Raw genomic sequence first — 13,433 nt, forward strand, 5'->3', positions numbered from 1 at the left:
GCTCGTTCGGTTCTCTCCCTCGGGTTCAGGGAGGAACGATGAGAACTGCCGCCCCGCGAACGAACCGAGCGGCCAGATCGCGTCATGTGGCGTGGTTGGCGATGGCGACGCTGGTGGGCGGGCTGCTCACCGCCGTCGGCGTCGTCGCTCCCGCTCCGCCCGCCGCCGCGACGTTCGCGGAGGGAGGCGAGGGCCGCTTCATCGGTGCCATCGACTGGTTCGACATGGGCAGTGACGGCATCGTCATCCCCGCGGAGGGCGCCACCCGCAGCAATACCCGCACGATCGGCGAGCACGAGCTCGTGACCACGTGCACCGTCACGCCGATCAGCGGGAACATCCAGACCTATCGGTCGGGAGACTACCGCGGCGACGGCTTCGACAACCTCTACAACATCGGCGGCGCAGACGACCCGTTCGACCCCAACGACGACGGCGCGGCGAACCCCAACACGCTCGTCACGGGCATCCGCAACTCCGACAACAACTCGACCGTCGAGTTCGACTTCTCCTGTGAGGTCACGTTCGACGGGGCGCCCCTCGAGATCGGCGGGCTCGTCTTCGCCGATGCCGAGAGCTCGAACCTCGATCAGGGCGAGTACGTCGCGGCGACGACGGACCAGGATGTCAGCTGGCGTGTCATCGACCGCTACCGCAACTGCGACACCTCCGTGCTGGCCTGGCTCGAGAACGACCGCCTGCAGCTCGGCCCCGACGGCACGCAGTGCAGCGAGGTCAACAACTCGAACGGACCGCTCGCGATCGGCTTCATGGAAGGCGCCACGAGCGCGACCGTCGACCTGCACGGCGGCGGCTTCAGCGCGGTCTCCGTCGGCGTGATGCTGCAGTCCGACTTCGGCGACGCGCCTGAGAGCTACGGAATGGCTGGCGCCATCGTCGAGCCCGCGTGGGAGGGCGGCGAGATCGCCCCGAACACGCTGGAGACCCAGGTCAACGTGTCAGAAGAGTCGTTCGAGCTGGGGCAGCCGATTGCCCCGCCGATCGGCCTCGGCGAGCTCATCGACTCCGACGCCACCTACCACGCCAGCGACGATGCGACGGGCGACGACGTCACGAGCAGCGCCGACGAGGACGCCATCGACTCGCCGGCCGCCTTCGACACCTCGTGGGGCGAGACGGTGACTCAGGACGTGGTCTGTCGCAGCGATGACGCCAATCCGGGATACGTCACCGGGTGGATCGACTGGAACGCGAATGGCGCCTTCGACGACGGCGAGGCCTCCGACACGGTCGCGTGCGACGCCGGCACGGCCACGCTGACCTGGACCGTGCCCGACGACGCCGTCGACTCGCTCGAGGACTCCCCCTCCTTCCTGCGTCTGCGCATCGCCCCGAACGAGACGGCCTCCGCCGACCCCACCGGCATCGTCCAGGGGGGCGAGGTCGAGGACCACCAGGTCATCGTCGACGTTCCCAATCCCGGGCTGACGATCCAGAAGTCCGCCGATCCCGCCGGCCCGGTGGTTCCGGGCGACAGCGTCGACTACACCATCACCGTCGAGAACACCGGCGAGGTCGACTACACGTCAGACGAACCGGCCGCGTTCACGGACGACCTCAGCGACGTCCTCGACGACGCGATCTACAACGACGACGCCGACGCCGACATCGGCACCACGTCCTACGCGGCGCCCGAGCTCTCCTGGTCCGGGCCGCTCGCGGTGGGCGAGACGGCGACCATCACCTACAGCGCCACCGTGAACGATCCCCTCTCCGGCGATGCGACTCTCGCGAACACGGTGGTGGGCCCGCCCGAGTCGAACTGCGCCGACGGCTCCGAGGATCCCGACTGCTCGACGGACGTCCTCGTCCGGGATCTCGTGATCGCGAAGACGGCGAACCCCACGGGTGAGGTGATCCCAGGCGACACGGTCACGTACACCGTGACTGTTGCGAACCCCGGCGCCGGTGCCTACACCGCCGACGACCCCGCCGCGTTCGCCGATGATCTGACCGACGTCCTGGACGACGCGACCTACAACGACGACGGCGCGGCCGACATCGGCGAGGTGACGTACACCGCACCCGATCTGACCTGGTCCGGCCCGCTCGCCGGCGGGGAGTCGGCGACGATCACGTACTCCGTCACGGTCGAGGACCCGGCCACGACCGAGGGCGACGGCACTCTCGACAACGCCGTCGTGGGGCCGCCCGAGTCGAACTGCCTCGACGGCACGGAGGAGGACTGCAACGTCCCGAATCCGGTTCGCGCGCTCCACCTCGAGAAGACGTCCGACGGCGACGGCGACGCCGTCCCCGGCGAGACGGTGACATACACGATCGCCGTCGAGAACACCGGCAGCGTCCCGTACACCGAGGACGCCCCCGCGACGTTCGACGACGACCTCACCGAGGTCCTCGACGACGCGACCTTCGGCGATGCCTCGGCCGACATCGGCGAGACGACGTACGCCGAGCCCATCCTCTCGTGGTCGGGTCCCCTCGCACCGGGCGAGATCGCGACCGTCACCTACACCGTCACCGTCAACGACCCGCCGAGCGGCGACGGCAGCATGTTCAACGTCGTGCTCGGACCCGAGGAGTCCAACTGCACCGACCCGGCGTCGAACGACCCCGACTGCGTCGAACCCGACCCGATCCGCGAGCTCGAGATCACCAAGACCTCGAACGCGGCCGACGAGGTGCTCCCGGGCGACACCGTCACCTACACGGTCGAGGTCACCAACACCGGCGAGGTCCCCTACACGTCGGACGCGCCGGCCACGTTCGCGGACGACCTCACGGAGGTCCTCGACGACGCGGCATTCGATGACGACGCGACAGCCGACATCGGCACGGTCTCGTACACCGAGCCCGCGCTGTCGTGGTCCGGCGCCCTCGAGCCCGGGCAGACCGCGACGATCACCTATTCCGTGACCGTCGACGACCCGATCTCCGGAGACGGCGCCCTCACCAATGCTGTCGTCGGCCCGCCCGAATCCAACTGCGACGAGGGCACCGAACCCGAGTGCTCCACCGTCGTCCCCGTGAAGGCTCTGGAGATCGTCAAGACCGCCGAGCCGAGCGGATCCGTCGCTCCGGGCGAGACCGTGACGTACACGGTCGAGGTCACCAACACCGGCCAGGCCGCCTACACGGAGGACGCCCCGGCGACCTTCGCGGACGACCTGACCGAGGTCCTCGACGACGCGACCTTCGACGACGACGCGACCGCCGACATCGGCACCACCGCGTACGCCGAGCCCACGCTGTCCTGGTCCGGCGCCCTCGAGCCCGGGCAGACCGCGACCATCACATACTCCGTGACCGTCACCGACCCGCTCTCGGGAGACGGCACCCTCACCAACGCCGTCGTCGGTCCGCCCGAGTCCAACTGCGACGAGGGCACCGAACCCGAGTGCTCCACCGTCGACCCGATCCGCGAGCTCGAGATCGCCAAGACCTCCGCCCCCGAAGGCGAGGTGATTCCGGGCGCCGACGTGACCTACACGATCGAGGTCACGAACACGGGCCAGGCGCCCTACACGGAGGATGCCCCAGCGACCTTCGCGGACGACCTGACCGAGGTCCTCGACGACGCCGCCTACAACGACGACGCGACCGCGGATATCGGAACGGCCTCGTACGCCGAGCCGACGCTCTCCTGGTCGGGAGCGCTCGATCCCGGCGAGACGGCGACGATCACCTATTCCGTGACGATCGACGACCCGCTCTCCGGAGACGGCACGCTGACGAATGCGATCGTCGGTCCGCCTGAATCCAACTGCGACGAGGGCACGGAACCCGAGTGCTCCACCGTCGACCCGATCCGCGCGCTGCACCTCGAGAAGACGTCCGACGGCGACGGCGACGCCGTCCCCGGCGAGACGGTGACGTACACGATCGCCGTCGAGAACACCGGAGCCGTTCCCTACACTGACGAGGACCCCGCGACGTTCGACGACGACCTCACCGAGGTCCTCGACGACGCGACCTTCGGCGAGGCGTCGGCCGACATCGGCGAGACGGCATACGCCGAACCGACGCTCTCGTGGTCCGGCGCGCTCGCGCCCGGCGAGATCGCGACCGTCACCTACACGGTCACGGTCAACGACCCTCCGACCGGAGACGGCGACCTGTTCAACGTCGTGATCGGCCCCGAGGAGTCCAACTGCACCGACCCGGTGTCGACCGACCCCGACTGCATCGAACCCGACCCGATCCGCGGGCTCGCGATCGACAAGACGTCCGATGCCGGGGACGAGGTGCGTCCCGGCGACACGGTGACGTACACGGTCGAGGTCACCAACACCGGGCAGGTGCCGTACACGGCCACGTCACCGGCGACGTTCACCGATGACCTCACCGAGGTGCTCGATGACGCCGCCTTCGACGACGACGCGACCGCCGACCTCGGCGAGGCGACGTACGACGAGCCGACGCTGTCGTGGTCGGGGGCTCTGGATCCGGGGGCGACCGCGACGATCACGTACTCCGTGACGGTGAACGATCCGCTCTCCGGAAACGGCACCCTCACCAACGCCGTCGTCGGTCCGCCCGAGTCCAACTGCGACGAGGGCACCGAACCCGAGTGCTCCACCGTCGACCCGATCCGCGCGCTCGAGATCACCAAGACGGCCGACGCCGAGTCGTCCGTGCTCGCCGGTGACGTCGTCGAGTACACGATCGCCGTCACCAACGCGGGTCAGACGCCGTACACCGATGACGACCCGGCGCGCTTCACCGACGACCTCACCGAGGTCCTCGATGACGCGACGTTCGACGACGACGCGACCGCCGACATCGGCGAGGTGACGTACGACGAGCCGACGCTCTCGTGGTCCGGCTCCCTCGAGCCCGACCAGACGGCGACCGTCACATACTCGGTCACGGTGAACAGCCCGGTCACGGGCGACGGCGAGCTCGTCAACGGCGTGGTCGGACCCGATTCGCACTGCGTCGAGGGAACCGAGGAGGGATGCTCGACCGACGTCCCCGTGCGCGCATACGAGGTGGCCAAGACGAGCACCGCGACGCAGGAGAGTGAGGCGGGCGACGTCGTCGGCTACACCGTGACAGTGACCAATACGGGCGCGGCGGACTACACCGACGAGCAGCCCGCCACGATCATCGACGATCTCACCGAGGTGCTCGACGACGCGGCCTTCGACGGCGACGCCGAGGCGTCGGCCGGCGAGGTCTCGTACGCGGATCCGACGCTGACGTGGTCCGGTCCGCTCCCGGTCGGCGAGAGCGTGACGATCACGTACTCGGCGACGATCGACGACCCGCTGACCGGGGACGGCGTCCTCACCAACGTCGTGACCCCAGGCGAAGGCGACGGCGGGGCCTGCCTCGACGGCGACGACGCCAACTGCATGACGACGACGGAGCTCGCGCCCGCGCCGGAACCGACCCCGACGCCTGTGCCGACGCCGGAGCCGACCGAGCCGCCCGCGCCGACCCCGTCGGATCCCGACCTGCCCGCAACGGGCCTGCCGGGCGGCACCGGGCTGACGGCGCTGGCCGCGCTGCTCATCCTGCTCGGCGGATCCGCACTGATCGCCATGAACAGGCGGCGCCAGCTGCAGTGAGCCGGCCTCACCGCGGGGCACCTGTGATCGCACAGGTGCCCCGCGGTCTTTCTTGTCGCGAACGATTCAGAACAAGATAGGATCGTTCAGATGACCGTGACCTCTCCCCCGGCCCACACCGCAGCGGATCTGCTCCGCGGTGCGGGCCTGCGCGTCACGGCACAGCGCACGGCTGTTCTCGACGCGCTCGCGGCGCACCCGCACGCGGCCGTCGACGAGCTGCACGAGCACGTGCAGGGGCGGATCCCCGGCGTCGCCCTCCAGACGGTGCACGGCATCATGAACGACCTCACGGAGGCGCGGATCGCGCAGCGCGTGAGCCTTCCCGGCGCCGCGAGCGCCCTCTACGAGCTCGCGAAGGCCGACAACCACCACCACCTGCAGTGCGTCGTGTGCGGACGCGTCGAAGACGTCGAGTGCGCCGTCGGCGAGGCGCCGTGCCTGCACCCGAGCCACACCCACGGCATGCGCGTGCTCGAGGCGAACGTCACCTTCCGCGCCATCTGCGCAGCCTGCGACGCAGCCTGAGCCCCGTCAGCCCGCGACGAGACGCTGTGTCCCGGCCTCGTATTCGGTGAGGTCGCCCGTCTCGCCGAGCCTCGCCGCGCGGCGACCGACGACGAGCATGTAGGCGAGGAAGGCGCCGAGCGCGAGCGCGCCGATGCCGATCTTGACCGCGTGCGGCCAGTCCTGGCGCGTGACGAAACCCTCGACGAGCCCCGACAAGCCGAGCGCGAGGATGAGCCCCACCACGACCGTCGCGAGCGCGCGCCCCTCGGCGGCGAGCGCGGATCCGCGCGAGCGCGCCCCCGGCGCGACCCACGACCAGAAGATGCGCAGCCCCGCGGCCGCCGCGACGAAGATGCACGTCATCTCGAGCAGGCCGTGCGGGAGGATGAAGAGCAGGAAGTCGTCGCCGTGGCCGAACCAGTTCATGACGGCCGCGGATGTTCCGAGCCCCACGGCGTTCTGCATGATGACGTACACGGGCCAGATGCCCGTGATGCCGAACATGATGCACTGCGCCGCGATCCAGGCGTTGTTCGTCCACACCATGCCCGCGAACACGCCCTCGGCGTGCTCGCTGTAGTACGCGACGAAGTCCTCCTCCGCGTACTGCTCCAGCTGCGCTTCGTCGCCGAGCGCGGCCATGTAGGCGGGATCCTGCTGCGCCCACCACGCGACGAGCGCCACGATCGCGATGAACGTGACGGCGACGACGAAGGTCTCCCAGCGGATCCGGTACAGGGCCGCCGGCAGCTGGAGGGCGAAGAACCGCGGGATCTGACGCACGACGTTCTCGGGCGTCCCCGTGAGGCGCAGCCGCGCGCGGCCGAGGATGTTCGACACGTAGTCGCCCGCGGGCGTGCGACCCACCGACGTCTTGATGTCGGCGAGATCGGCGGACGCCGCGCGGTACAGATGCACGAGCTCATCGGCCTGCGCGCCGGTGAGCCGCTTGGCGGTCGCGAGCTCGTCGAGCCGATCCCATTCCGGACGGCGTTCGTCGATCAGCGCATCGAGGTTCACCTGGTTAACTCTACGTATGACGACAGCCGCAGTCACGGGCCCGCGGGGCCCGCGCGCCCTCGTCACGGATGACGAGGTGCTCACGGGCGAGGCCGTCGCCCTCGACCTGCAGCCGATCGGGCTCGGCATGCGCGTCCTCGGCGGCCTCATCGACGCAGCGATCGGGTGGATCGTCTACCTTGCGTTCGCCGTGTTCGGGGCCGGCGCACTCATTCAGGCAGGCGTCCTCGACGAGGGCACCGCGCAGATCTTCTCGATCGTCATGCTCGTGGTCGCGTTCGCCGCCGTGCCGATCACGGTCGAGACCCTCACCCGCGGCCGCAGCCTCGGCAAGCTCGCCGTCGGCGGACGGATCGTGCGTTCGGACGGCGGCGCGATCGGGTTCCGCCACGCGTTCATCCGCGGGATCCTGGGCGTGCTCGAGATCTACATGACCTTCGGCGGACTCGCCCTCGTCGTCGGCGTGTTCACGCCGCGATCACAGCGCCTGGGCGACCTCGTCGCCGGCACCTACAGCGAGCGGGTGCGCCGTCCCCGGCTTCCCCCGCCCGCGCTCGGTGTGCCGGAGTCTCTGGCGGGCTGGGCCGAGATCGCCGACGTGTCACGGCTCCCCGACCGCACCGACGCGCAGGTGACGCGCTTCTCCGCGGGCGCCGGGCGCATGCATCCGGCTGTGCGCCATCGCATCGCGGCCGAGCTCGCGGCCGACGTCGCGCCGTTCGTCTCGCCGCTGCCCGACGTGGCGCCAGAGCTCCTGCTCCTCGGTGTCGCGGCCGTCCGCCGCGAACGCGAGCGCACGTCGCTCCGCACCGAGCACGAGCGAACGGTCCGCCTCAGCGGTGTCGACCCGATGACCGGGCTCGGGCCGTCGGGCGTGTCTCACGATTGATCGCCGACTGCGCAGGCCGTGAGCACGCCTCAGTCCCGAAACGCCTCGTGGCGCAGGACCTCCCACCCCATCGGCACAGACAGGCGGTCAGTGTGGACGGCGCACAGATCGTGGGCATGCGGGTCATTGCCCGCACCGAGGGGACCGAGAGCGGCCATGCGGCCCTCGTAGTCGAACGTGAGCGTCGACACGGCCTCGCGGCTGCAGCCGACCTTGGAGCAGATTCGTTCACGCATCCGGCTCAGCATAGGCTGTGTGCATGAAGTGGTGGGATCGTGCGCGCCGCGAAGAGCGGGATCCGTCCGCCGCGAGGCCTCGCCCGGCGCGTCACGGGCGTCATGGGCGCCTCGGGCGCAGCCCCATCACGAAGCCGCCTCTTCCGGCGGTGGGGTCGCGCTTCGACCGCTTCGATGTCACGGTCACCTCGACCGCCGACTACCTGCGCGCCACGTGGCCCGAGCTGCGCGACGTCCGGTTCGAGGTCGCGGGCATGCCCCGCCACGACGCCGGCGGCGATGTCCCGCGCTGGGCGATCGACCGGGACGCGGGACGCATCCTCATCTATCGTGTCGCGGTCGAGCGCATGTCGAAGGCACACGGCGTCCCGATGCACCAGGCCGATGAGTTCCACCGACGCGTTCTCGTCGAGGGCGCGGTGTTCCGCGCCGCGGCGGAGTACCTGGGGCGCGAACCGTGGGATCTCGGCGCCGACCCGTTCCACTGATCCGACGGTGGGCTACGGCACGACCGTGATGCCCTCGGGCGCCGAGGGGTCGGGGTCGATGGGGAACGCGCCGACGGCGTCGTTCGCCCACGTCCCCGCGGCGCCGGCCACGGATCCGCTCTCGACGACGATCCGGTAGGTCGCCTCTGCGGGCACGTTCACGGAGGCGGATCCTCCGGCGGCCACGTCGAGCGTCTGCGCGTCGCCGTCGCCGACCGGCTCGATCGACACAGACGCCGCGTCGCCGCCGAGGGCGGCGAACGTCAAGGCGAACTCGTCGAACCGGCTCTCGGGAACCGCGACGAGGCTCGAGCCGTCGAGCCTCTCGCTCGGTGTGACCCACGCATAGTCGGACGCCGCGACCTGACGCAGGGCGGCGACGGAGGGGACGTCACCGGACAGGCGGACGGCGTAGCTTCCGGCATCGAGATCATCGAGGGAGATGCTGACGGGTTCGTCGGACGCAAGCTCCGCCGTGGTCGAGAAGGCCTCCTCCCCCGTGCCCTCGTCGATGACGCGGACGTCGACGGTTCCCTCCTGCCCGTTCGTCCCGAGCACGCGAAGCTCCGTCGGCTCCTCCGACTCGACGGCCGCCTCCGTGATCCGCACGCGGGGGATCACGTGGCGATTCGACGGGAGCACGCCCGCCTGCAGGTCGATGCCGATCGGCTCGAGGGTGTCGATCCGGCTCGATTGGAGCGTCGTGCGCACGGGGGCGCCTTCGGCAGTCACGCGGATGACGGGACTCTGCTCGCCGCCCGCGACGCTCGCCACGGGGATCGCGCGCTGCGTATGCGCGGGAAGCGCGACCAGTCCGTTCGGCGGGACGGTGCGTCCCTCGACCCCGTAGACCTCGAGCGAGACCGTCGAGGGGACATCGGACGGGTTCGCGACCACGAGGAGGTCGGTCACGCCGGTGGCCACGGTCGCACCGACGATCCACGTCTCCGGCGCCGGCGCGCGGCACGCCGACGCGGCGTAGCCGTGCATGTCCGGTGCGTCGACCGTGGCGGATCCGGCGGCCGCGACCGAGATGATCTCGTCGCCGTCGGGAAGCTGCGAGACCTCGAGAGAGCTGGCGACGCCCGGCAGCTCGAGTGCGGCCTCCGCCTCCGGCTCCTCATCCCGCGAATTGCGCATCGTCATCGCGAGGTCGGCCGCGTTCGAGAGCCCCTGCGCGTCGCTCGCGTCGCGGCCGAGGGCAAGGAGCGGCCCATCGCATGCCAGAACGGCTTCGGCGGGAGCGGGCGTGACCTCGACGCGCGGCGCCTGCGCGTCGGATCCGGCCACGCCGGACGCGGTGAGCGTCGACCACGGTACGACGGCGGCGCCGACGGCGAATCCGACGATGGCCAGGCCCAGGAGGCCGCCGGCAATCGCGCGCGTGGTGCGGCGGTTCATGCGGTCTCCTCCGTGGTCCGGCCGATTCTTCGGGGCGAGTGGCGCACGGCCAGGCGTGTGTCGCGCGTCGGGATCGCGAGCAGCAGGCCGCCGATGAGCAGGGCCACCTGGCTGGCTCCGATGAGCCACGCCGACGTCGCCTCTCCTCCGGTGAGGTCAGGGCGCGCGGAGGCCTCGTCATCGACGCGCCAGAGAGCGCCGCGGGGCGTCTCGCCGACGCGGACGAACCCGGAGCGCTGATCCATCGACGCGGTCGCCGTCAGCGACATGACCCGCTGGGGGGCGTTCGGATCGCCCGGCTGCTCGCGCAGGAGGACGAACGAGATGCCGGCCCGTGCGAGGGGCTCGGTGACGGCCGAGGAGCTGCCGGAGATGATGTCGCCCGCGACGCGCGCCAGCCACTCGTCGCGCTCGGATGCCGTCAGCTCGGTGCGAGCGAATGTCGATGCGCCGCCGAGCGTCTCGCTGGGCCCCCAGACGACCGTCGTCTCGACGCCGCCGTCGACCAGGGGCGTCAGGACGAGCGTGCCGAGCGCGCGGTCGTCACGGGCCTCTGCGGAGATGTACGCGGGCAGCGTCGTCCCTGTGCTCGCGTGCAGCGGCGAGGCCCCGCGGTGCAGGGCGGTGAGCTGCGGCACGATGGCCACGACGACGCAGGCGACCGCGACGCCCGCCAGGAGTCCGCCCCAGCGACGCTTCTCACTCGCGGCGTCGATCGTCATCGCCGCGGCGAGGACGAGTCCCATCCAGCCGAGGGTGAGGCCGCTGCCCGGCCAGACGGCGACGGCCTCGCCGTCGACGAATGCGAGATGCGCGTGCGTCGCGATGACCGCCGTCGCGACGCCGAGCGCCGCGAGCGCGAGCGCGAAGAGCGCGACGCGCGTGCGACGGATGGCGGGGGCCGCGAGCGCGAGCAGAGCGACGGGAGCCACGAGCAGCGGGATCCAGGCGAGCGCCCCCGCCAGGTCGTCGGCGGGGAGGCCGAGATCCGCGAACAGCACCGTCCAGTCGCCGCCGCCGTTCGCGAAGCCCGCGGCGAGCGCGGCGACGGGGCCGGTCGCATACGCCACGATGGCACCGGGATCCGCGAAGAGACCCCAGGGCGTGCCGCGCGAGATCTGCTGCACGGCGAGCGGTGCGAACATCGCGAGCGTCGGCAGGATCACCCACACGACGCGGCCGATGCCGCGCTTCGCCCACAGGATCGTCGCGACGAGGGCCAGAATCCACACGATGGCGAGGGCCGGCGCAATCGACGGAGCGCAGGCGACGACGCCGACGAGCAGGAGGGACGCCGCCCCGGCCGTCGTCCAGGAGCGGTGCGCGGCGGCGCCGGCGTACAGGAGCCATGGCAGCAGCAGGTGCAGCAGCACGGCGGCGGGACGCCCCTGCATGAGGGCGTCCCAGAACGGCGGAGCCGCACCCCACAGGAGCGCCATCGCGACGCGCGCCGCCGCACCATCGGCGACGCGCGTCGCGGCGAACCACCCACCCAGGACGGCCAGCGGCGGCGCGAGGATCCACAGCACCACGAGCGCGAAGGAGGGGGCTCCCGGCGACATCGTTCCGATGACCGCGATGAGCGCCGAGAACGGATCCGCGGCGCCGACGGCGTCGAGCCCCTCGGGCCGCAGACCGTAGAGCGCGTCGGACCAGAGCCCTGCGACGGTGCTCCGGAGCGGCAGCAGCGCCCCGCCCGCGAGGCCGGGCCAGGTGAGCAGCGCCGCGAACACGCCGATGCTCGCCGCGAGCGATCCGAGGACGGCCCATGCTCCGCCGCCCGAGAAGAACCGCAGGGGCTCACGTGCGTATTCGCCGTCGTCCTCGGCGGCCTGCTGGCGTTCCCGCAGCTCGGCCCGCGACAGGCGGAGCGGATCCACCTGACGCCACGACCCGGTGCGGACATGCCGGATCTTCGCGCGCGAACGCACGATGGCGGGCACGCGCACGAGCACGGTCGCCGCGGCCATCCATTCGGGGACGGCGCGGGAGGGGCGCTTCGCGAGGAAGGCGACCGCCGTGCTCCACAGCGCGAGCGGCAGGAGGAGCAGCCACTGGAACAGCACGCCGAGAAGCGGCGCATAGGAGAGCCGGCGATGCAGACGCGCGACACGCGACACGTATCCGCGCGTGAGCGGATGCTGGTGCGACGGCCACACCGCGACGCGCGCGTCGGGCGCGAGCGCCACACGGCGACCGGCCAGGCGCGCACGCACTCCCATATCGAGACCCTCGTCGACGCCGAGGAGCGCGCGATCGGGCGCGAGCGCGCCGAGGACGTCGCCGCGCATGAGCATGCCGCGGATATCCGCCCCGAGGACGTCGTCGGCGCGGTCGTGCTGCCCCTGGTCGTATTCGCCGCGGGCGAGCTCGACCGTGCGGCCGAAGCGCGTCATCGTCATGCCGAAGGACTCGATCGTGCGCCGGTCGTCGGCTCTGACGAGCTTCGGCGCGGCGAGGGCGACCGAGGGCTGGCGCTCGAGCGCGGCCATGAGCCGCGAGAGGGTGTCGGGCTCCGGGGCCGAGTGATCATCGAGGAGCCACGCGGCGCGCCCGTCGGGGATCCTCGGCAGCACGAGCTCGACGGCTCCCCCGAACGGGATGCTCTCGGGCGCATGGATCGCTGCCTCGGCATTCGAGGCGTCGACGGCGTCGCGGAGGGGTTCGTGGTCGCCGCAGACGACGATCGTCAGACCGTCGATCGCTCGGGTCTGCGCTCGAAGGGCGGCGAGGGTGCGTTCGAGTCGCGACGCGGCTGCGGGGGCCGACCGCGCGACGAGCACGACATGTACTGGGGCGGGCATGACCCGGCAAGCCTAAGCGGCGTCCATCACGACGGGCTCAGAGACACGCCCGCAGCGGGGCGGAGATTCAGGAGGCCCGGCGCTCCTGCTGGGCGCGCTTGATGCGGCGACGCTCTCGCTCAGAGAGCCCACCCCAGATGCCGAAGCGCTCGTCGTTCTTCAGCGCATACTCGAGACACTCGCCGCGCACGTCGCACGACTCGCAGATGCGCTTGGCGTCGCGCGTGGAGCCGCCCTTCTCCGGGAAGAACGCCTCGGGATCGGTCTGCGCGCAGAGCGCCTCCGTCTGCCACGAAAGCGCCCCGTCGTCTTCCGCGCCGCTCGCCGGGCGGACGCCGGGAACGCCGAGTTCGACAGGGTCGACGAACCAGTTCGCCGGCGCCTCGGAACGATAGAACGGTGCGGTCATGGTGCTCTCCCCCTCGGTCAGTCCTGGTTCAGGTACCTTCCCTCGGTAATTACACCCGTGTGGTTCGCGAATATCAAGTCGCAGATAGTAGATGCCCTCATCCCCGGATCGAAGGTTCTGG

At 71.0% G+C, this 13,433-nt stretch carries 9 protein-coding genes; 4 read left to right on the plus strand and 5 right to left on the minus strand.

Translation table 11 applies throughout. From position 1 onward, the window contains the following. Positions 1-101 precede the first annotated feature (101 nt). Positions 102-5,555: a CshA/CshB family fibrillar adhesin-related protein gene (locus tag KOL93_RS11000; RefSeq protein WP_221585399.1), complete on the plus strand. Its 5,454-nt coding sequence runs from the start codon at positions 102-104 to the stop codon at positions 5,553-5,555. Positions 5,556-5,645: 90 nt separating this feature from the next. Then, entirely contained in the window at positions 5,646-6,083 is a 438-nt protein-coding gene (locus KOL93_RS11005; RefSeq protein ID WP_221585400.1) for a Fur family transcriptional regulator, read from the plus strand. Positions 6,084-6,089: 6 nt separating this feature from the next. Here the strand turns inward: KOL93_RS11005 and KOL93_RS11010 are convergent, their stop codons facing one another. Then, the gene (locus KOL93_RS11010; RefSeq protein WP_221585401.1) at positions 6,090-7,085 is read right to left on the minus strand and encodes a stage II sporulation protein M; all 996 of its coding nucleotides are present in this window, start codon (positions 7,083-7,085) and stop codon (positions 6,090-6,092) included. A gap of 16 nt (positions 7,086-7,101) precedes the next feature. On the opposite strand from KOL93_RS11010, the gene KOL93_RS11015 reads away from it, so the two are divergent. After that, positions 7,102-7,974 carry an RDD family protein gene (locus tag KOL93_RS11015; RefSeq protein ID WP_221585402.1) on the plus strand — a complete coding sequence of 291 codons (873 nt, stop codon included), beginning with the start codon at positions 7,102-7,104 and terminating at the stop codon, positions 7,972-7,974. A gap of 29 nt (positions 7,975-8,003) precedes the next feature. Here KOL93_RS11015 and KOL93_RS11020 read toward each other — a convergent pair whose 3' ends face one another. Beyond that, positions 8,004-8,210 (minus strand): DUF3499 family protein, encoded by a 207-nt coding sequence (locus tag KOL93_RS11020; protein WP_221585403.1) that lies wholly within the window; start codon positions 8,208-8,210, stop codon positions 8,004-8,006. Between the two features lie 23 nt (positions 8,211-8,233). Here KOL93_RS11020 and KOL93_RS11025 point away from each other — a divergent pair, with 23 nt between their 5' ends. Beyond that, on the plus strand, positions 8,234-8,698 hold the full coding sequence (locus KOL93_RS11025; RefSeq protein ID WP_221585404.1) for a hypothetical protein: 465 nt from the start codon (positions 8,234-8,236) through the stop codon (positions 8,696-8,698). Positions 8,699-8,710: 12 nt separating this feature from the next. Here KOL93_RS11025 and KOL93_RS11030 read toward each other — a convergent pair whose 3' ends face one another. The 3 genes from KOL93_RS11030 to KOL93_RS11040 all read right to left on the minus strand — a co-directional run bounded on the left by KOL93_RS11030 (position 8,711) and on the right by KOL93_RS11040 (position 13,312). Continuing rightward, entirely contained in the window at positions 8,711-10,099 is a 1,389-nt protein-coding gene (locus tag KOL93_RS11030; protein WP_221585405.1) for a DUF5719 family protein, read from the minus strand. Further along, positions 10,096-12,903: a glycosyltransferase gene (locus KOL93_RS11035; RefSeq protein WP_221585406.1), complete on the minus strand. Its 2,808-nt coding sequence runs from the start codon at positions 12,901-12,903 to the stop codon at positions 10,096-10,098. Before KOL93_RS11035 ends, KOL93_RS11030 begins: the two co-directional genes overlap by 4 nt. A gap of 67 nt (positions 12,904-12,970) precedes the next feature. After that, positions 12,971-13,312, minus strand: a complete 342-nt coding sequence (locus KOL93_RS11040) for a WhiB family transcriptional regulator (RefSeq protein WP_221585407.1) — start codon at positions 13,310-13,312, stop codon at positions 12,971-12,973. Between the last annotated feature and the right edge of the window lie 121 nt (positions 13,313-13,433).

This window comes from Microbacterium salitolerans, assembly GCF_019720895.1.
In the GTDB taxonomy this organism is placed as follows: Bacteria; Actinomycetota; Actinomycetes; order Actinomycetales; family Microbacteriaceae; genus Microbacterium.